The organism is Mycobacterium sp. 852002-30065_SCH5024008 (assembly GCF_001665645.1).
In the GTDB taxonomy this organism is placed as follows: Bacteria; Actinomycetota; Actinomycetes; order Mycobacteriales; family Mycobacteriaceae; genus Mycobacterium; species Mycobacterium paraffinicum.
The window spans coordinates 9,286-30,490 of sequence record NZ_LZSZ01000063.1; the positions used below are offsets into that span (position 1 = coordinate 9,286).

The window sequence follows — 21,205 nt, forward strand, 5'->3', positions numbered from 1 at the left end:
GGCGGGATCTCAGCGATCTTGTCCCCCAGAAGGTTCCGCGTCACCACGGTTTAATTGGTGTAAGTGTGCCTGGTGTGACCGGCGATTGTGTCTCGGGCCGGTCACGTTACGGCGACGCTACGGCGGCGGCGCCGCCGCTGTTATGAACGACGCTCGATCGATTCCTGAAGACTCTTGGGCCGGATGTCGGACCAGTTTTGTTCGACATATTCGAGGCACTCCGCGCGGCTTGCCTCGCCGAACACCACGCGCCAGCCCGCCGGGGTGTCGGCGAAGCTCGGCCACAGGCTGTGCTGGTCCTCGCCGTTGACGAGCACGAAGAATGTGCCGTTGTCGTCATCGAAGGGGTTGATGCTCATCGCGTCTCCTCGTCGTGTGCTTGGGCGGGCCCACCAAGCCCCCACCAGTTCCCAATACCCGGTCTGACAACAATCCAAGGCAGCTGAGGTTCGGAAATCCAGGGCCCTGCGTCAACCCGGACAGGTTGGGCAGGAACAGCTTCGGCGCGACGTCCGCAACCGCCAGGTCGTAGCCGATCGCTTCCTGCAGGCTGTCGGCGGTCAGCGGTCCGCCCAGGCCAAGCTCCAGCAGGTCCAGCACGTCCGGGCCGAACAACGACGTGAACCACAGCGGGTCGGCGCCGGAGCCGTCGATTACCAGGTCGAAACCGTGCACCGTCTCGAGGTTCTCGCTGCCCCGGTTGGTGGACAGGGTCAACCGGATCTGACCGTCCCGGCCCACCGCATGGGCCACCCGTCCTCGCAAGTGGCGGATCCGGTCGTCGGCCAGCAGGGCCTCCTGCACGTTCGCCGAGAACACCCCGCGGTCGGTGCGGGCCAACGCGTCGCGGCGTTCGGCCAGCGTCAGAGCGCTCCAGTCGGTCGGGTCGGAGAACAGCGAGTTCTCGAAGAAGCTCTCCCCGCGGGTGAACAGGGTCACTTGCGGGGAGATGACGGTGATGGTCGAAACCCGGTGCCGGAACAGTTCATTGAGCATCGACGCGGCCGTCTCGCCACCCCCGATCACAGCCACTCGCTCGGCACTGATCCGGTCGTGGCCCGCGGCGCGATCCCAGAACTGCGCGATCGACAGCATGCGCGGATTGCCGGGCAGCAATGATTTCTCGGCCTGCCCCGGCCCGGTGATCATCAAAGCGTCGGCGTGCACGGTGTCCTCGTGGGTGTGCAGCGCCCACTGGTCGCCGTTGACGGCCAGTCGTTCCACCTCACCGTGCACCACGTTGAGACCGGTCTGCTCGGCCACCCAACCCAGGTATTGGCTCCACCTGCGATGAGTCGGCGCCGGTCGGCCGCGGTCGATCCATTCGGCGAAGGACGCCGTGGCGATCAGATAGGACTGCCAGCTGTAGCGGGTCATCCGCTCGTCGAGTTCGGCGTTGCGGCGGGGCACCAGCGCGGAGCGGTACGGGAACCCCACGTCCTTCTCCGGGCTGGTGCCCAACCGGTGCGCCCCGTCGGTCCAACCTCCGCTGGCTTGCCAGTTGGCCGCCACGCCGATGCGTTCGACCGCGATCACCTGGGGGGCATCGACACCCATCTCGCTCAGCACGGACGCCTTGGCCCCGACGGCAACCGCCTTGGCTCCCGCGCCCACTATCGCAAGCGTGCTCATGTGACCGCCTCCCGCAGCGATTCGATCCAAAGACGTTGCAGCTCGGTCACTTCGGTGTCAGCGAGAATGTCCGGCAGCGTGCGCCACTGTGCGGCCAGCACGCGCTCTCCGTCGAACGTGAGCATGGCGGCCACAATGGTGAGCTCGTGGCGAACCGCCAGCTCCGGCTCCGGCTGCGGCGAGACCCCGGCGAGGAGCTCCCGCTCCAGCGTCAGCAGCCGGGTCCCGCCGGCGGCGTGGGCGGCACCGAGGTAGTTCAGCAACAGTTGCGGGCCGGGCAACGGGGCGAGGCGTTCGGCGGTGTCGGCACGCAGGTAGCGCAATAGCCCGTAATCCAGCCCGTCGCCGGGGATGGCCGCCAGCTGCTCCCCCACGTCTCGTGGATCGGCCGACGCCACCCGCACCGGGTAGATGGAACTCAGCAGTCCGACGGTGTCGCCGGTGTCGATGGTGTGCGCGCCCGGCCCGTCGACGAGACCATCGGCGCGGCCGTGTGTTTCGAGCGCCAGCAGGGGTGGCGGCGTGGCCTGATTGCGCGACCGCCGCCACCGCGTCACCGTCGCCGCGGTGGCGGCGACCAGCAGGTGCGGCAACGGCACGCCCGAGTCCAGCAGTCGGCGCGTGGTGTCCGCGTCGGCCGCGATCATCCGGACGTCCAGATCGCGGGCCCGGTCGCGACGCGGATCGACCCGTCGGGCGCCGAGTTCGGGATCGTCGCCGGCGGACTGGGCGACCCAGAATCGCACGGTGTCCAGCCGGTGGGCGCGCTCGATGAGCGCACCGGCCCAGCGCCGGTAGCTCGTGTGCTCCCGGACCGGAGCCGGAGAGTGACCGGTGGCCAAAGCCTGTAGGGCGGCGTCCAATTCGCCGAGAACCACTCGCCACGACGCGGGATCCATCGCCAAGACGTGGGCGGCCAGCAGCAGGACGCTCCGCCCGCTCGGGGGGCGAAGCCACACCGCGGCCAGCAGCGCCCCCCGCTCCGGGTCGAGGCGGTCGACGGCGCGTGCGACGTGATCGGGGACCACGGCGTGCAGATCGGCGGCCACCTCTACTTCGATGAGGGGGGTGTCGGTGGCCCGGGCCGGGACCAGGGTCATGGTCGCGCGGTCCAGGCGGGCGCGCAGCACCTCGTGTCCGGCCAGGATGCCGGCCAGCGCGGCGTCCAATTGTTCTCGGGTGACGTGTTCGGACAGCCGGATGGCTTCGGTCTGCGCCAGCCGGCGCGGCTCCCCGTATTCGTAGAGCCAGCGGCCGTTGGGCAGCACCGACATGGGCTCGGCGCCATTCTCGACATCGCTTGTGGCGGAGATGGTTTCGGAATCGATGGCTTCGGCCAGCTCGCGGATGTTCGCGCACTCGAGGATGAGCCTGGCGCGCAGGGCGATCCCTCGCGCCCGCGCCGCCTGTACCACCGACAGTGCCATGATGCTGTCCAGGCCCAGCTGCAGGAAATCCGCGGTGACGTCGATCTGCGGCTGATGCAACAGTTCGGAAAGCAGTTCCGCCAGTGCGGCTTCCGTGACTGTTTCGGGCCCGGCTCCGGACGCCGCCTCGGCGGTGTCGAAGGCGCTCAGCGCGGCCTCGTCCAGCTTGCCATTGGCCGTCAGCGGAATTTCGTCGACCGTGACGATGCGCTGCGGGATCATGTAGCGCGGCAGACGGGAGCCGAGCATGCCGCGCAGTTCGCCCGTCGACGGAGGCCGGGGTGCCGCACCGGAAATCACGACGTAAGCGGTGAGCCGCGCTCCCGCCATCGAGCGGCGCACCAGCACTCCGGCGTGCTGGACGGCGGGATGCGATTCGAGCGCGGCGGCGATCTCGCCGGGCTCGACGCGGTAGCCGCGGATCTTTACCTGCGCGTCGGCGCGGCCCACGTACTGCAGCGCGCCGTCGGAACCGCGCCGCACCAAATCGCCGGTGCGGTACATGCGTTCGCGGGTCGCGAATGGGTCGGCGACGAACCGCTGGCTGGTTTCCGCCGCGCGGCCGAGATAGCCGCGGGCCAGCTGGGCGCCGGCCAGATAGAGCTCGCCGGTCGCCCCGAACGGCAGCGGACGCAGCGCCGAGTCCAGCACGTACCCGCGGGTCTTCAGGGTCGGCCGCCCGATCGACGGCTCGTCGTGCTCCGCGATGGCGGCCACCACCGCCTCGACCGTGGTTTCGGTGGGGCCGTAGCAGTTGTAGGCCGCCATCCCGGTGCGTGCACACTCTTCGCGGATGAGCGTCCAGGCGGGCTTACCGAGCGCTTCTCCGCCCAGCGCCAGCACGGCCAGCGGAACTGTCGTCAGCAAACCGCACGCCGCGAGTTGGGCAAACATCGACGGAGTGGTGTCGATCATGTCGACGCCGTGCTCGGCGATGGCCGCGACCAGCGCCTCGGCGTCGGCCTGGGTGGGCTCGTCCACGACGTGCACACCGTGGCCGTCGAGCAGCGCGATCAACGGCTGCCACGCGGCGTCGAACGCGAACGACCACGCGTGCGCGATGCGCAGCCGCCGGCCCAGCCGGATTGCCGCCGGCCGCAACACGTTATCCAGGTGATCGTCGGCGTAGGCGGCCACCGCCGCGTGAGTTCCGATGACGCCCTTGGGTTCTCCGGTCGTGCCCGACGTGAAGACGACGTACGCGGCCTGGCCGGGCGCCACCTCGACCGGGCGAAAGTCCGTGGCGGGATGCTCGCCCGCGACGAGCGACACCTCGTCGAGCACGATCGAGGCATTGGATTGACGCAGGATCGATTCCACCCGTTCCGGGGGCGTTCCCGGCTCCATCGGAACGCAGATGCCGCCGGCCTTGAGCACCGCGAGCATCGCGACGACGTACTGCGGCCCCCGCGAAAGCCGGATGGCTACCGGGGTTTCGGGCCGGACCCCGCGCTCCGCGAGCCGGGCGGCCAGGCCGTCGGCCAGCGCGTCCAGTTCGCGGTAGCTGAGTTGGCCGCGCGCCCAGCTGACCGCGAGGTTGTCGGGGGTCCGCCCGGCGACCTCGGCGAATCGAGTGTGGATGCCGACCGCCGGCGGGCCGGGCACGCCCGCGGGGCGCGGGGGGACCGCCTCGTCGTCGAAGAGGACGCTGACCTGGCGCAGCGGGCGCTCCCAGTCCCGCAGCAGCCGCTCGGCGGTGGTGATCACCCGCCGACCGAAGGTGGCGGCGGGGATGGCGCCGAGCGCCCCGTCGATCACTTCGACCAGCACCACCAGTTCGCCGCCCGCGATGTGTGCCGCGACGGTGATCGGGAAATGCGACAAGGTTTGCAGGGCCGACGGCCGGAATGTCGCACCGGCGGCGGTCAATTCCGTGCCGGCGGTCAGCCCGTCCAAGGGGAAGTTCTCGTAGACCAGTAGGGTGTCGAACATTTCGCCGACGCCGCCGAGCGCCCGCAGTTGGGCATGTCCGACGTGGCTGTGCTCACGCAGCAGTGCGGCGTTGCGCTGTACCGCGCGGCATTGCTCGCCCACCGTCGCGGCGGGGTCGAGCCGCACCCGCATGGGAACGGTGTTGATGAACAGACCGATCATGGTCTCGACGCCGGCGAGTTCGGGCGGCCTCCCGGACACCGTGATGCCGAAAACCACATCGTGGGTGTCGGTCAGCCGGGACAACACCAGCGCCCACGCCATCTGCATCAGGGTGTTGATCGTGATGCCACGGGCCCGGGTCTCCTCGACCAAATGCGTGGTGGCTTCGGCCGGCATCCGCAGTTCGGTGGTGCGGGGCAGTCCAGTCCGCCGGCCCTCCGCCGAGCCCAGCGCGGCCGACAGTAGGGTGGGCCCGGGAAGGCCCGCCAGGTGCCGACGCCAGACCTGCTGGCTGGCTTCGGGATCGCGGCCGGCCAGCCAGCCGATGTAGTCGCGGTAGGGCCGCGGACCGGCGGGCAACGCCGAGAGATCGCCACCGGACCGGTACAGCATCATCATCTCGTTGACGAATACCGGCAACGACCAGCCGTCAATCACGATGTGGTGGGCGGTGAGCACCAAACGCCATCGCGCGCGGGGCAATTCGACGAGCAGGAAGCGGATGGCCGGACCGTGTTCCAGATCGAAAGGCCGGCGGCGCTCGCCTGCCTCCAGCGCCCGCATATCCTCGGGTGCGGCGGCGACGGTGCGCCATGGCAGGTCTACCCGGGACGGGACGATCTGCACCGGTCGCGCGATACCGCGGCTGAAGAAGCTGGCCCGCAGGTTGGGGTGACGCACCAACATCTTTGTCGCGCAATCACGTAACAGCGCGACATCAAGCGCGCCGGAGATGTCGGCGGCCATGCCGATCACGTACGGGTCGTCGGCCTCGCCGTCGGTGAATTCGGCCAGCGTGGTCAGCGAGTACAAGCCCTCTTGCAGAGGGCTCAGGGCCATCACGTCCTCGATGTCGGGCGCGACATCTTTGGTGGCCGTCATGGCGTACCGTCCCGCGACGATGACCACAGCTGCGTCACAGCGGCGAGATCCTCGGCCGAAAGCCCGGACGCGCTCATGGGCTCGAACCGGGCGTCGGCGGGCTCGGCGACGGGCTCGGTGTCGGTGCCCCCCAACGCATCCAGGGCGGCGGCCAGCTGTTGCACCGTCGGGTTCTCGAAGATCATCCGCGGGTTGACCGCCAGGCCGGCCGCCCGCGCCCGCGAGGCCAGCTGCACTGACAGGATGCTGTCGCCGCCCAGGGCGAAGAAGTCGTCGAAGCGGCCCACCTCGGGCGTCGAGAGTAGTTCGGCGAACACCTTGGCCAGCGCCCGTTCGGTGTCTGTGCGCGACGGTTCAACGTGTCCGCGGGTGCTGACCGCCGGCGGCGGCAGCCCGGGCCGGTTCAGCTTGCCCGATTCGGTTTTGGGCAGCGCGTCGAGAACGGTCAACGACGAGGGCATCATGTAGCCGGGCAGTGTCGTTCCGATCGCGGCGCGCACCTGCGATACGAACGCGGCCTTCTCGGTGTCATCGCCGATCGGCTGTTGTGGCACAACGTATCCGGCCAGCGAGGTGCCGCCGTGCACCTCCCAGGTGCGGGCCGCCGCAGCGGCGACGCCGTCGGCTTCCGCCAGCGCCGCCTCGACTTCGGCCAACTCCACCCGGAAGCCGCGCACCTGTACCTGGTGGTCGGAACGTCCGATGAATTCCAGTCGCCCGTCCTCGGTCCAGCGGGCAAGGTCACCGCTGCGGTACAGGCGAGAACCGGGTTCGAGGGCATAGGGATTGGCCACGAACCGGGTGGCGGTCAATCCGGGCCGCTTCCAGTAACCCCGGGCCAGTTGGTCGCCGGCGTAGTACAGCTCGCCCACCACCCCGACCGGCACCGGCCGCAGGCCCTCGTCGAGCAGGTAGGCGTCGGACCCCGGGACCGGTTTGCCCACCAAAGGATTCGGCGGCTCCAGTCGACCGCGGGACACCGCACCGGAGGTCTCGGTGGAACCGATGTTGTTCAACAGTTCGGTGCCTGCGCCGGCGCACGCCGACACCAGCCGCTGCAGCAGCGCGGTGCTCACCGGTTCTCCACCGCACACCAGCCGGGACAGGGCGCGCACCGCGTCGGGCCTGCTGTCGACCAGGGCGGAGACCAGGCTGGGCACCGCGGTCACCTGGGCCACCGTGTGCCGGACCATCAACTGCCCGAGCGCTTCCGGGTCGCGGTGCTCGGCATCGTCGGCGAGGATCATGGTCGCCCCCGCCGCGAGGCCGGCCAGCATTTCCATGCCGCCCTCGAGAAACGTGATCGACGCCTGTGCCAGTCGAATGTCGTCGGTTCTCGGTGGGTAGTGCCGTAGCTGCCAGTCCAGCCGGGCCGCCATGGACCGATGCGTGCCCAGGGCGCCTTTCGGCTTGCCCGTGGATCCGGACGTGAAGACCAGAAACATCGGGTCGTCGGGGTGCGGGAGGGGCAGTTCTCGCGGATCGACTTCCCCGTTGTCCACCGCGACGCGCACCTGCGGGTCGTCCAGCGAAATGACCGTGACGCCGGCAACTTCGGGTATGCTGCGGGCCGCGTCGGCCGTGGCGAGCACCACCGGTGGTTGCACGTCGTCGAGCATGAACTGCTTGCGCGCCGGCGGGTAGGCGGGATCGATGGGGAAATAGCCGCCGCCTGCCTTCATGATGGCCACCAGTGCCACCACCAGGTCGATGCTCCGCCGCGTCGACAACCCCACCATCGACCCCGGCCTCACCCCCCGCGCGACGAGCAGCGCCGCAAGGTTGTCCGAACGACGTTGCAGCGCAACGTAATCGATCTGCTCGTCGCCGCAGCGCACCGCGATCCGGTCGGGGCCCCAGCTTCGGCTCGGCTGCAGGAGTTCTGGAATGGTGCGTGGCCGGTCGTGCGGCGGCCTTTCGCCCCGGCTCCATTGCTCCAGCATCCGGAGCCGCTCGTCGGCGCCGGTCAGCTGCAGGTCGCGCAAAGTCTGGTCAGCATTGCCGGCAAACTCGGTGACCACGCGGGTCAGCCAGCCGGCCAACCGCTCGATGGTGGCTCGGCTGTACAGCTCGGTGCGGAAGATCAGGTTGCAGTTGTACCCGACTCCCCCCGAGCCGTCGGTGCCGAAGAAGTTGACACTGAGATCGGCGTGCGCCATGTCGAAGACGGGGTCCAGCGAGGTGCACACCGCGTCCCGTCCGCTATTTTCGGGAGCCTGCTCTATCACCCGCGTGGCGGGCAGCTGGTCGCGGACGTGCACGACAACCTGGAACAGCGGGTTGCGCGACAGCGAACGCACCGGGCTGACGCTGTCGACCACCCGGTCGAACGGCAGGTCCTGGTGGGCGTAGGCGGCCAGCGCCGTCTCCCGGGCGCGGGTCAGCAGTTCACGCAGCGTCGGGTTGCCGGTCAGGTCGTTCCGCAGCACCAGGATGTTGACGAAAAACCCGATCAGCTGGTCCAATTCGGCCTCGGTGCGTCCGGCGACCGGGGTGCCCAGCGGGATGTCCCGGCCACCACCCGCCTTGTGCAGCACCACGGCGACCGCCGTTTGCAGCAACATGAACTCGGTGATGCCCATCTCGCGCGACAACTCGGCGAGCTTGCCGCGGGTGGCCGCGTCGATGCGGAAGTCGACGGATTCGCCCGCGCCGCTGGGCACCGGCTGGCGCGCGAAGTCGGGACGCAGCCCGGTGTCCTCCGGCAGTCCGGCCAACTGCCGGCTCCAGTACTCGCGTTGCTCGGCGGCGACGGCGGACTCCTGGCCGCCCGCATCGCCCAGGAATGCCCCCTGCCACGCCGCGTAGTCGGCGTACTGCACCCGCAGCGGCGCCCAGGCCGGGGTTTCCCCGGCCCGTCGGGCCCGGTACGCGGTCATCACGTCGGCGAACAGCACCCCCGCCGACCAGTGGTCGGAGGCGATGTGGTGGACGACCAGCGACAGCACGTGTTCGGTGCGGTCGTCGGCGGTGTGCAGCACCGCAACCCGAACCGGCAGCTCGCGGTCCAGCTCGAAGCAGTGCCGGCGCTCGGCGTCCAGCTCCCGCTGCAGCCACGCGTCGTCGGGCCCGGTCGCCCGGCGCACGGCGACCTCCCCGGCCGGCCCGACCACCTGGTAGGGCACCCCGTCCAGCTCCACGTAGGAGGTGCGCAGGATCTCGTGCCGGGCGACGACGTCGCCGACGGCGGCGATCAGGGCGTCGATGTCCCACGGCCCGGTCAGCTTCGCGGCGAAGGGAATGTTGTTGACCCAGCTGGGCCCGTCGACGCGGTAGGCGAACCAGCTGCGCAGCTGTGAGGCCGACAGCGGCATCGGCTCGTCGTGGGCGGTCGCGATCAGCCTGGGCCGCGACTGCCTGAGCTCACCGGAGCTCAGCTGGTCGACCCGTTCCGCCAGCAAGCCCACCGTCGCGAGCTCGAAGACGTCGCGGATGCCGAGCTCCACCCCGCACTCCGAGCGGATCGCGGTGACCAGTTTGGTGGCCACCAGCGAGTGGCCGCCCAGGTCGAAGAATGAGTCGTCGACCCCCACCCGGTCGTGGCCGAGCAGCGCGGAAAACAGTGCGGCGATGCGGCGTTCGGTGGGGGTCGTCGGGTCGCGGTATGCGGCGGCCGCCGCGATCTGTGGTTGGGGCAGCGCGGCGCGGTCGATCTTGCCGTGCGCCGTGATCGGGATTTCGTCGAGCGCCACGTAGGCGGCCGGCGTCATGTAGTCCGGGAGCGCGGCGGCCACCCGGGCTCGGATGCGTTCGACCTCAACGGTTTCCGGGCCGCCACCCGGGGCCGGCGTGACGTATCCGACCAGGCTCTTGCCCAACCGGGGCAGGTCCATGGCCAGCACCACCGCCTGCCCGACGCTGGGGTCGACCGAGATGGCGGCGGCGATCTCGCCCAGCTCGATGCGGAAGCCGCGGATCTTCACCTGCTCGTCGGCGCGGCCGACGAACTCGATGTCCCCGTCGGCGTTGCGGCGGGCCAGGTCGCCGGAGCGGTACAGCCGACCGCCGGGGGTGAACGGGTCGGCGACGAACCGTTCGGCCGTCAGTCCGGGTCTTTGGTGGTATCCGTGGGCGACATGCGTTCCGCCGATGTAGATCTCGCCGATCACGCCAACGGGAACCGGCCGCAACGCGTTGTCGAGGAGGTGTACCTGGGTGTTGATCTTGGGACGCCCGATGGGTACCACCCGGGTGCCCTGGGCCCCTTCGACCGGGTAGCTGGTGCAGTTGACGACGGTCTCGGTCGGTCCGTAGAAGTTGTACAGCAGCGCGTCGAAGGTGGCGTGGAACTTGTCGGCGATCTCGCCCGGCAGGGCCTCCCCGCCGATCGGCACGCGCCGCAGGGTGCGCCACTGGCTGACCCCGGGAAGAGACAGGAACAGCCCGAGCAGTGACGGCACGAAATGCATCGAGGTGATGCCCTCGCGGCTCAGCAGATCCGTCAGGTAGCCGATGTCGCGCAGCCCGTCGGGCCGCGGAATCACCAGGCGCGCGCCCATGATCAACGTGCCGAAAATCTCGCCCATGGACACGTCGAAGCTGGGCGACGCGACCTGCAGCAGCCGGTCGGTCTCGTCGACGCGGTACTCGTCACCGAACCAGACGAAGTATTCGGCGATCGGGGCGTGGGGCACCGGCACGCCCTTGGGCAGGCCGGTCGAACCCGAGGTGTAGATCAAGTAGGCGGTGTTGTGTGGGCCCAACGGCCGCGCAAGCTCGGCGGGCGCGGTGGCCGGGTATCGCGACAGCCCCGGAACCGCCTCGCGCAGCACCAGTTTGGCGTCGGCGTCACCCAAAATGAAGGTCAGCCGATCCTCGGGGTAGGTGGGATCCACCGGCAGGTAGACCGCTCCGGCCTTCAGCACTCCCAGCGCGGTGATGACCAGTTCGGGTGATTTGTCCAGCAACACCGCGACGCGGTCCTCGGTGCCGATGCCCTGCTCGATCAGCCAGTGTGCCAAGCGGTTCGACTCTTCGTCGATCTCCCGGTAGGTGTACTCGCGACCCTCATAGACCACGGCGATGGCATCAGGCGACAGCGCCGCTCGGCGGGTGACCAGCGCGGGCAAGGTGGCGGCCGGGGTCTCGAACTCGGCACCGGTCGAGGCCCAACGCAACCACTCGGCATCGTCGCTGTCCATCAGCGCGCATGCCGACAGCGCGGCGTCGGGGTCCGCCAGTGCGTTGTCGAGCAGCACCGCGTAGTGCCTCAGCAGCTGGTCCACCAGCCGGTGATCCAGCACCTCGACCAGGTACTCGGCTTCGACCAGCCCGCCGTTCGCGCGATCCAGCTCGATCATGAAGCTGAGTGGCAGCTGGTTGAAATGACCGCGCAGTTCCCCTCGCTCGCACCGCACCCCGGGCGGGCAGAAGCCGGCGCCATCGGGCTCGCGCTGCCCGAAGCTCACCCGGGTCATCCGGTCGGCGCCATGCCGGCGATCGGGATTGGACTCGCGCACCAGCCAGTCCAAGTCGGCACGCGAATGGGCGAAGGCGCCAACCGCGTCATCCCGGGTTTGGGCCAGTAGCTGCCGGAACGTCTGGTGTGGCTCCGGTCGCATCCGGATCACCACGGTGTTGCCGTAGTAACCGATGGCCGATTCCGCCCCGCCACGGTTGAGCACGGGCGCGGCGATCAGGAAGTCCGTTGACTGGGTGTAGCGATGCACCAGCGCGGCGAAGGCGGCCATCAGCACGATGTACGGGGTGGCACCGGTCTCGCGCGCCAGCGCCGCGGCGCGATCGACGGTGGCCGCCGGCAACCGCGTCGTAGCGCGTTGTGCACGCCAGGTGCTTGGCACCACCGAACCGTTAGCACCCGGAAGCTCAAGCGGCTCAGGCAGATTCGCCATCAGGGGCCGCCAGTATTCGAAGTCCGCGGCGTGATCCGCGGCTTCGTCCGGCGGAGGCGCCGTTATTGCGGGTTCGCCGCCGAATCCGACCGGATCGGTGTACGCGCGAGTCAGGTCGGCGAAGAACGGTGTCCACGAAGCGTCGTCCCAGGCGATGTGATGCGCGGTGACCAACAGCATCAGCTCGTCGGCGGACAAGCGGGCCGCGGTGACACGCAGGGGCGAATCCTTGGCCAGGTCGAAGGGCCGGCGGAAATCCCGCTGCGCCAGCACATCCAGCCGCAACCGCCGGGCCTGATCGGTCAGTTCCGACAGGTCGTGCTCGGCCCACTCGGGCCGCAGCTCCTCGCGGATGACCGGATACGGGTCGCCGTCCGGGCCGGTGTCGTACGTCGTGTGCAGTACGGAGTGCCGCGCGGCCACGGCGTCGATCGCGCTCCGCAATCGGTCGATGTCGACCGTGCCGCTTACGCGATAGGAGACACAGACGTTGAGCAGCGCGCTGTCGGGGTCCACCGACTGTACGAACCACATCCGGTGCTGGCCGACGGACATGCGCGGCTCGTCGCAGGTGGCCACGGGTGCGGAGACGGCGGGCCTGGCCAGGCCACGTTCGGCGATCTTGCGGCGCAACAATTCCAGGCGTTCGTCATCGAGACGGGCGCTGGCCCCGGTGGTGTTCGTCACGCTGGGAGTCCAACCTTTCTGGCTTCACGATCGTCGAGTGTTGCGCCGTCCCGCGGCCCGGCGTGTAACGCGTCGATCAATTCGTTGAGGGTGATCCCGCCGAGCATGCGAGCGACCGGGACCGAGCTTCCGACCGTCCGGCGCAGCCGCTTACGCAGATCGAGTGCGAGCAACGAGTCCACTCCCAGGTCGATGAGCGGTGCGCTCGGGTCGATCGACACCGAATCTTCCAGGTGCAATGTCGCGGCGAGTTCGGTGCGCACCACCTCGGCGAGCGGCTTGGCGGCAAGGCCGTCCGCCCCCCCGTCGCCGCCTCGCCGCGCACTGAACGGCATTGGCATGCCCTGGCTTTCGAAGAACACCGCGAGCCGGTCGAGGTCGGCGTCGAAGATCAGTGGATCTGCGTCGTAGCGGCACAGGCCCGCCTCGATCGCCGGTTCCGGAGCCATCGCGACCAGGCCGGAGCGTTCGGTGCGGGTGATCTCGTCACCCGTGACCACGCCGGCGGCCTGCCACAGCCCCCACCGGATCGCCATGCTGTCGCGGCCCCGGCCGCGCAGCTGGGCGATCAGCACGTCGAGCATCCGGTTGGAGGCGGCGTAAGCCGCGTGGCCGTAACCGCCCCATACGCCGAACACCGACGAACAGGCCAGGATCCGGCAATCGGGCCGCAGCGGCCACACGTCGGCCAGCAGCGCCAGCCCGCGCACCTTTGCGGCACACACCGCCGCCACGTCGGCTCCGGTCAGCTCGGAACGCGGGCGGGCCGCGGCGATGCCCGCGGTATGGATCAGCAACGACGCGCCGTTCCCCGCGTGCCGGGCGGCGACGGCCGCCAATGCGGCCGGATCGGTGATATCGCACCGCGGGGCGCGCACCTCGGTGTCGTGGTTCGCGCTAAGCCGGCGCAGCGCCTCTTCATCGATACCGTTGCGGCTCAACAGGGTGACCGTCCGCGCGCCGCGCTCGATGCAGTACCGCGCGTACTGCAGGCCGATTGCTCCGCTGCCGCCGGTGATCACCACGTTGTCCAGCGCGTCGGCGCCCAGCGGCCGCTTGGTCGCCGAATCGCGGCACTCCCGGAAGGTCCGCACGTGGCGGCACGGCGATTCGTTGCCTCGCAGCGCTACTTCCGCGGGCTCCCCGAGCAGCACGTCGACGGCGGCGCCCGCCGTGCCGGCATCGACGTCTCGGCCGGGCAGGTCGAGATGCCCGAAGGCCTGGTCGGTGAATTCGAAGCCGACGCTGCGGTGCATCGCGGCCAGCGCCGCCTGTGGCGGGGACGCAACGGCGTCACCCGGATCGATGGCTTCGGCGCGCGCGGTCAGCAACCAGACGGCCCGGCATCGCGGGCCGGTCAGGGCGGCGTAGTCGGGTAACCCTGCGTCCGGCCGCTCGGCGATCTGCTCGATCGCCGCGGTGGCATCGAGCTCGTCGAGATCCGGCGCGATCACCGCGAGGACTTCCGCGTCGTTCGGCGACACCACCCGGCAATCGTCGCGCGCCGCAACGGCATCCATCAGCCGCTTGGCCAAAGCGCCGTCCGCGGCGTCGACGGCGACAATGCCGATGTCCGCACCCGCCGCGCCCGGTCTCGTCTCGTGCCGCCAATCCTCAACGGCGACGGTGAGCGCGAGGGTCTCCCCCGTCTCGATCAGCGGTTCCGGCGCCGCCCACAGGTGCACCGCCCGCATCGGCGCGTTCGGGAATCCGCGCAACGGCGGCCGGACACCGCCGGGAATCGCGTTGGCCCATTGGCAGCCGGGATCGGCCGCAGCCACGCCGGCAATGTTCGCCGCCAGCGTGTCGGTGATGGCCCCTTCGCGATGCCCCGAGCCGACGGCCACGGTCGTCCGCTCGTCGACCAGGTCCGCGAGCGGGTACAGCAGCGCGGGATGCGCGGACAACTCGACGAACGTCGTGGCCCCGAGCCTTCGGGCCGCCGCCACCGCCCGGTCGAAACGCACGGTGTTGCAAAGGTTGTCATACCAGTACCCGGAGAAGTCCACGTCGCCGCCGACCTCCGCACCGAAGGTCGAGCCGACGAATCGCACCGGACTGTCCCGGAACGCCGAGCGGGGAACCAGCTCGGCCAGCTGGGTGCGCAGCGGCCGCAGCACGCTGGTGTGCCCCGGATAGTCCACCGACAACTGGTGGGTGAAGACGCCCCGTCGCCGGGCGAGGCACACGGCGGCCGCCACGGCGTCGTGGTCTCCGGACACCACGGTCGACGAGGGGCCGTTGACCGCCGAAACTTCCAGCCAGCCCGCCGTTTCGCCGATCAGGGACTCGGCCTCGTCCACGCCGGCGCCAAGCACCGCCATGGCGTAGTGACCGGCCAATTGGCCGACGATCGTGGCGCGGGCTCCGACCAACGCGACCGCGTCCGGCAGCGTTATCGTTCCGGCCACGTACGCCGCCGCGACCTCGCCGAGGCTGTGGCCGACGGCGATTGCGGGGAGCACGCCGTGGAATCGCCATTCGTGGGCCAGGCTGACCGCGTGGGTGAACTGCGCTCCCTGGATTTCGGTGCGCGACCAGTTCTCGTCGAGTTGCCCGGTCAGGTAGGGCAACGGTGAAGGCAGCCCGGCGGCGCGGAACGCCTGGGCGCACCGGTCGGCCTCGGCCCGGTAAGCCGGAAGTCGTTGGTATGCCTCGGCGCCCATCGATTGCCATTGGCTGCCCTGACCGGGAAACACGAAGGCGATGCACGGCGCAACGTTGCTGCCGGATCGGGTGACCAGCGGGTGCTCCTCGCCGTCGGCGAGCGCGGTCAGGCCGGAGACCAGCTCGGCGCGGCCGGCCGCCCGAACCACCGCGCGGTGCCGCCGCACCCGCCGAAGCCGCAGCAGGGTGGACGCCACGGCCGCGGTGTCTGTGTCTGCGCCGGTCCCGCCCAGGTAGTCCAGGATCGCCCGGGCGTCCACGCCGATCAGCTCTTCGTCGTGCGACGAGAGCAGCACGGGTACGCGGCCGTCGGGCAGTGGGACGGTCAGCATCACGCGACCTCGGGGAGGGCGATGATCACGTGCGCGTTGGTCCCGGCGATGCCGAACGCCGATGTCGCCGCGATCCGTTGCCCGCCGGCCGCGGGCCACGGGGTCAGCGTCTTCGCCAAGCGCAAACCCTGGCTGTCCCAATCTATTTCCGGACTCGCCTCCGCGGCATGCAGGGTCGGTGGGATGGCTCCGTGCTCGGCGGCGACGATGACTTTCGCCAGCCCGAGTGCGCCGCTGGCGGCTAGCGCGTGGCCGACGTTGGATTTCACCGAGCCGAGCAACGCGCCGGCGCCGGGCGCCGTGTCTCCGTAGGTTTGTGCCAGCGACCGCAATTCGGTGCGGTCCCCGAGACGGGTGCCCGTGCCGTGGCCCTCGACCATCCCGACCTCTTCGGGCCGGATCCCGGCCCGCGTCATGGCGCGCCGGAACAGGCGGACCTGCGCGCCGCCGCTGGGGGCGCTCAGCCCGGCGCTGCGGCCATCCTGGTTGACTGCGGTGGCGCGGACTTCGGCGACGACCTGGCGCCCCGCGCGCAGCGCGGCCGATTTGCGTTGCAGCACAAACATCGCCGCCCCCTCGGCCCACACCGTCCCGCTGGCGTTCGCACTGTAGGGGCGGCAGTGACCGTCGTCGGAAAGGGCGTGCTGCTTAGAGAATTCGACGAAGAACCCGGGCGAGCCCAGCACGTTCACCCCACCGGCCAGCGCCAGGTCGCAGTCGCCGTTTTGGATCGAGCGCACGGCGAGGTGGAACGCCGCCAGCGCGGACGCGCACGACGAGTCCACCGTCAGCGCCGGGCCGGCCAATCCGAGTGTGTAGGCGACCCGCCCGGAGATCACGCTGAGCGCGGTCCCGGCGAGCAGGTGACCGCTGTGCTGGGAGAAGTTGGCCATCTGCGGCCCGTATCCGGTGGCCGAGGCGCCGACGAAGCACCCCGCGTCGTGCCCGGTCAAATCGTCGGGGTTGATGCCGCTGTTTTCCAGCGCGCGCCAGGACACCCGGAGCACGACGCGCTGCTGGGGGTCCATGGCGACGGCCTCGCGCGGCGAGATGCCGAAGAACTCCGGGTCGAAGGTGGTTGCGCCGGAAAGAAATCCGCCACGATCGTGGATCTTCTTGAAACCGCTGCGCCGCGACCCAGCGAGCAGTTCGCGGATCTGCCAACCCCGATCGGTGGGGAACGGCCCCAGCGCCTCACGGCCGTGGGACAACAGTTCCCAGTACTTGTGGGCGGTGTCGATGCCGCCGGGCGCTTCGACGGCCATGCCGACGATCGCGACCGGATCGGAGGCGCCGATGAACCCGTTGTCAGACATCGGCATTCACCCGTCGCGCCACGGCATCGATGTGCTCGTCGAGATAGAAGTGCCCGCCGTCGTACAAGAACAACTCGAAGGCGCCGCTGGTGTGGTTCTCCCAGAGCCGCAATGCGGACGGATCGACGCGGTGGTCGTCGCGCGCCCCCAGGACGCGGATGTCGGCGCGGATTCTTACGCCGGGACCGCACTCGTAGCGGTTGACCGCTTCGTAGTCGGCGCGCACCGCCGTGGTCAGCAGTTCGACGAACTCTTCATCGGCGAGCAGTTCGGGGTCCGTGCCGCCGAGATCGGCGATGTCGGCGAGCAATCCGTCGTCGGTGGTGGGGAGTTGCGGCATGGCGGCAACGGCCGATGGCGCCGGGCCGGCCGAGACCCACAGGCGCTGCACGGCAACATCGCGGGATTCGGCGATCCTGGCGAACTCGAAAGCCACGACCGCACCCATGCTGTGGCCGAACAACCGCAGCGGCGCCACCCGGCTCCACGGCCCGGCGTCGAACAAATCCCGGGCCAGGTCGTGCACCGTGTCGGGGGCCGGGTGACTCAGCCGGTCCGCGCGCCGCGGGTACTGCACGATGTAGGTGTCGGCGCCCGCGGCCAGCGCGGTAGCCAGCACGCGATAGCTTGCCGCGGCGGCCCCCGCGTGCGGAAACACGACGGTCGCGCCGGTGCGCCGGCTCTGGTTCCTGCTGGGCACGCACTTGATCCAGGATGCGAACTCGATTGGCACACTCAGCACACGGTCCGACGTCATCGGGCCGTCCCGGTGTCGCCGGTCCGGTGACAAGCCGATAGCACCGTGTCGGTGTCCATGTGGATGACTTCCAGGTACAGTTCGGCAACCTGATCCAGGCGCCGGCCGTCCTGCTCGCGGTCGGCAAGCATATCGGCAAGTGCGGCAACGGTTCTGGTGCCGAAGATGTCGGCGACCATGATGTGGGGAGTGTCCAGCCAGGTCCTGATACGACCCACGGCCTGGGTGGCCAGCACGGAATCACCGCCCAGGGCGAAGAAGTCGTCGTCACGACCGACCCGGTCCGCGCCGAGTAGATCCCCGAGGAGCGCAGCCAGGGCGGATTCCAGCGGGGTCGACGCGGCGCGGTAGCCGGGCTGCTCGGACACAGAAACCTTGGCGCCCAAGTCGCGGGCGACGGCACGACGGTCGATCTTGCCGGCGTCGGTGAACGGGATGCGCCCGACCAGCGCGACGTGACGCGGAACCATATGCGCCGGAACGAGTTCGCCCATCAGCTCCCGAATTCGCTCGGCCGTCAGCGCGGCGCCGCCGGAACTTTCCGGACATACCGCGGCGGCCAGCACCTCGGAGCCCCCCGATGCGGGGAGCAGGGCGGCGACCGCGATCGCCACCCCCGGCAGCCGTCGCAACGCGGCCTCGATCTCGCCGAGTTCGACGCGATATCCGCTGATCTTGATCCGGTGATCGGCGCGGCCGACGAACTCGAGCGTGCCGTCGGGCCAATACCTGGCCAGGTCGCCGGTCCGGTACCACCTGCGTCCCGCGTGTTCGAGGAAGCGCTCCGCGGTGAGGTCCGGACGCCCCCGATAGCCTCGGGCGATGCCACGACCCGAGACCCACAGCTCGCCGGCGACCCAGTCGGGGCAGTCGTCGCCCGCGTCGTTGACGACGCGGCAGGCGTTGTTCGTCAGCGGCACCCCATAGGGCAGGGCGGTCCAGTCCAACGGCAGGGCGTCGGGATCGTCAACCTCGAAAATGGTGTTGTGCACGGGGGTTTCGGTCGCTCCCCCCAGACCGGCGAACCGCAAGCTGGGCGCCTCGGCCTTCAGGCGGCGCGCCACCTCCGGCCGCACCCAGTCCCCGCCGGTGGGGATGACCCGCACCGAGGACAGCCTTCCGTGTCCGACTTCGATCAGCATCTCCAGCCAGCCCGGCATGAAGTGCAACACGGTGACTTGGTGGGTGTCGATCAGCCGGGCCCAGGCGTCGGGGTCACGGCGCTGCGCTTCGTCGACCACCACGATCGACCCGCCGGTGCGCAAGGTGACGAAGATGTCCATCACCGAGATGTCGCCTTCGAGCGTGGATAGCGCCAGGCATCGATCCGCGGGACCGATCTCGAAGTGGCTCGCGATGAACTCCACGGTGTTCATCGCGGCGTCGTGCGTCACCTCGACGCCCTTGGGCTCGCCGGTTGATCCGGAGGTGAACAGCACGTAGGCGAGGCCGTCGGGATCGACTCTTGCCGAAACGTTTTCGGTGACAACGGGCGGCTCTCGCAGGACGTCGGCGAGGGTCAGCTCGGGCACCGGCAGTGCCAGCCGCTGCCCGCCGCATACCAGGGCCAAGCACACCGCGCCGGTTCCCAGGATGCGTTCCGCGCGGTCGCGTGGCTGGTCGGCGCCGACAGGCAGGTAAGCCGCGCCGACGCTCAGGATGCCCAACAGCGCCGCCACCTGCTCGGCGGTTTTCGGGCCCATCACCGCGACCGTGTCGCCGGCGCCGACGCCGGCCGCGCGCAACGCGGCGGCCACCGCCAGGGCCTGGTCGCGCAGCTGCCCGTAGCTGAGGTCACCGGAGCTGGCGAAAAGGGCGGGCGCGTCGGGTCGCCACTCGGCTTGCCGAAAGAACCCGTCGTGCAACGCTTCTCCGCTGGGCTCGGCGGTGCGGCAATTGACCGCGTCGCGCACCGCGCGCTGCGCGTCCGGCAGCGGCGACGGTCCCGGTGCGTCCCAGCTGTCCTCGGAGGAAGCCAGCCTGAGGAGTTCGTCGATGTGGTAGGCGAACATGGCGTCGACGACGCCCGGGGCGAAGATGCTTTCGCGCACATCCCAATTCACCAGCACGCCACCGTCGAACTCGGTGACCTGAGCGTCGAGCAGCACCTGGGGACCCTGGGAGATGATCCACGCGGGTGTCCCGAATTGATCGGTGACCTCGGGGCTGAACAGTGCGCCGAGTCCCAGCGCGCTGGTGAAGACCACCGGCGCGAGCACCTGGGTGCCGCGATGGCGGCTGACGTCCCGCAGCACCGACAGCCCGGGATAGGCGGAGTGGGCGGCGGCGGTCCGCATGGCCTCCTGCACGGCCTGCGCCCGCGCCGCCGCGGTCCGGGCGCCCGTGAGGTCGACGTCGAGCAGCAGCGAGGAGGTGAAGTCGCCGACCAGGGAGTCGACGTCGGGGTGCAGCGGCTGGCGCCCGAACAGCGGCACGTTCAGCAGGAAGCGCGAGGTGGTTGACCAGCGAGCCAAGGCGTTGGCGAAGGAGGCGGCCAGGGCCATCGCCGGGGTGACCCCGCGGGCCTGGGCGCGGGAGAACAGGGCGTCGCGGGTCTGCGGTTCCAGCCAGTGCCAGAACCGGGTGCTCGTCCGCGAACTCCGGTCGCCGGTGGTGGGCAGGGCAGGCGGGTCCGGCAGCTGCGGTATGCGTTGCGCCCACCAATCGCGGGCGGCGTCGCGGGCCGGCCGCGGTCGCGCCTCTTCCGCCTCGATCGCGTGGCGGTACTGCCGGTAGGTGTAGGTCAGCGCGGGCAGGTCGTGTCCGAGGTACAGGGCGGCCAGGTCGGCCATCAGGGTCCGGTAGCTCATCGCATCGGCGGCCTGCATATCCAGATCGACGTGTAGGCGCGAGCGTTCGCCCGGCAGCCGCGTCAATGCCAGCTCGAACACCGCTCCATCGAGCTGCTGGTGTGATTTGGCATCGCGGATGGCCGCGAGTCGCCGATCCGCTTCGTCGCCGTCCAGGCAGCGCAGATCCTCGACGGCGACCGGGAAGTCGTCACCGGTTGCCGCAATCCGCTGCGTGCCGTCGGGCAGGAACCGCACCCGCAGCATGGGGTGCCGCCGGGCCAGCGCCGTGGCCGCGTCGCGCAGGCGTTCCGGATCGATGGCGCCGCCGTCGAACTCGACATAGAGGTGACCGGCCACCCCGCCGAGCTGCTGATGGTCCTGGCGGCCGACCCACATCGCGTGCTGCATCGGGGCCAGCGGGAACGGCTCACCCGCGTCACCCGCCGGTTGCGCGGGGTTGTGCTGCGCGGCGGGATCGGCCGGCGAGCAGGCGCTGACCAGCTCGGTCCACGCCTCGACCGTCGGAGTTTCGGCCAGCGTGGCGAAGTCCACGGCGATGCCCTCACGGCGCCAGCGGCCCGCCAGCGTCATGATCCGGATGGAGTCCAGGCCCTGGCCGATCAGGTTGGTGCTGGGGTGAACGTCGTCGACACCGACGCCGAGCAGGTCGGCCACCTGCGCCCGGACGTCTTCCGAGCGCGCCGAGGCACGCACCACGAACCCTCCCTGGATTAGCACAGGCTGCCCTAAGTATTTTTGGTTACCCT

8 protein-coding genes are annotated in these 21,205 nt (G+C 70.0%); all 8 read right to left on the minus strand.

Annotated elements, in window-relative coordinates; genetic code table 11:
* Positions 1–140 precede the first annotated feature (140 nt).
* Genes A5781_RS07100 through A5781_RS07135 form a run of 8 tightly spaced genes read right to left on the minus strand, consistent with a single transcriptional unit; the run spans position 141 to position 21,155 of the window.
* Positions 141–359, minus strand: coding sequence for an MbtH family protein (locus tag A5781_RS07100; RefSeq protein ID WP_066954047.1), 219 nt, complete (start codon positions 357–359; stop codon positions 141–143).
* A complete protein-coding gene (mbtG, locus tag A5781_RS07105; RefSeq protein ID WP_067203215.1) occupies positions 337–1,632 on the minus strand; it encodes an NADPH-dependent L-lysine N(6)-monooxygenase MbtG in 1,296 nt (431 codons plus the stop codon). The genes A5781_RS07100 and mbtG overlap by 23 nt, the downstream gene beginning before the upstream one ends.
* The gene (locus A5781_RS07110; RefSeq protein WP_067203436.1) at positions 1,629–6,035 is read right to left on the minus strand and encodes a non-ribosomal peptide synthetase; all 4,407 of its coding nucleotides are present in this window, start codon (positions 6,033–6,035) and stop codon (positions 1,629–1,631) included. The genes mbtG and A5781_RS07110 overlap by 4 nt, the downstream gene beginning before the upstream one ends.
* Entirely contained in the window at positions 6,032–12,574 is a 6,543-nt protein-coding gene (locus A5781_RS07115) for a non-ribosomal peptide synthetase (protein WP_067203216.1), read from the minus strand. Before A5781_RS07115 ends, A5781_RS07110 begins: the two co-directional genes overlap by 4 nt.
* Positions 12,571–15,576, minus strand: coding sequence for a mycobactin polyketide synthase MbtD (gene mbtD, locus A5781_RS07120; RefSeq protein ID WP_369817689.1), 3,006 nt, complete (start codon positions 15,574–15,576; stop codon positions 12,571–12,573). The genes A5781_RS07115 and mbtD overlap by 4 nt, the downstream gene beginning before the upstream one ends.
* Complete coding sequence (locus tag A5781_RS07125) at positions 15,573–16,889, minus strand: polyketide synthase (protein WP_067203438.1); 1,317 nt, start codon at positions 16,887–16,889, stop codon at positions 15,573–15,575. The genes mbtD and A5781_RS07125 overlap by 4 nt, the downstream gene beginning before the upstream one ends.
* Complete coding sequence (locus A5781_RS07130; RefSeq protein WP_067203217.1) at positions 16,882–17,646, minus strand: thioesterase II family protein; 765 nt, start codon at positions 17,644–17,646, stop codon at positions 16,882–16,884. The genes A5781_RS07125 and A5781_RS07130 overlap by 8 nt, the downstream gene beginning before the upstream one ends.
* Positions 17,643–21,155, minus strand: a complete 3,513-nt coding sequence (locus tag A5781_RS07135) for a non-ribosomal peptide synthetase (RefSeq protein WP_067203218.1) — start codon at positions 21,153–21,155, stop codon at positions 17,643–17,645. The genes A5781_RS07130 and A5781_RS07135 overlap by 4 nt, the downstream gene beginning before the upstream one ends.
* Positions 21,156–21,205 lie beyond the last annotated feature (50 nt).

Coding starts and splice junctions, on each gene's coding strand:
- A5781_RS07100 (WP_066954047.1), bottom strand. CDS start 359: ATGAGCATCAACCCCTTCGATGACGACAACGGCACATTCTTCGTGCTC.
- mbtG (WP_067203215.1), bottom strand. CDS start 1,632: ATGAGCACGCTTGCGATAGTGGGCGCGGGAGCCAAGGCGGTTGCCGTC.
- A5781_RS07110 (WP_067203436.1), bottom strand. CDS start 6,035: ATGACGGCCACCAAAGATGTCGCGCCCGACATCGAGGACGTGATGGCC.
- A5781_RS07125 (WP_067203438.1), bottom strand. CDS start 16,889: ATGTCTGACAACGGGTTCATCGGCGCCTCCGATCCGGTCGCGATCGTC.
- A5781_RS07130 (WP_067203217.1), bottom strand. CDS start 17,646: ATGACGTCGGACCGTGTGCTGAGTGTGCCAATCGAGTTCGCATCCTGG.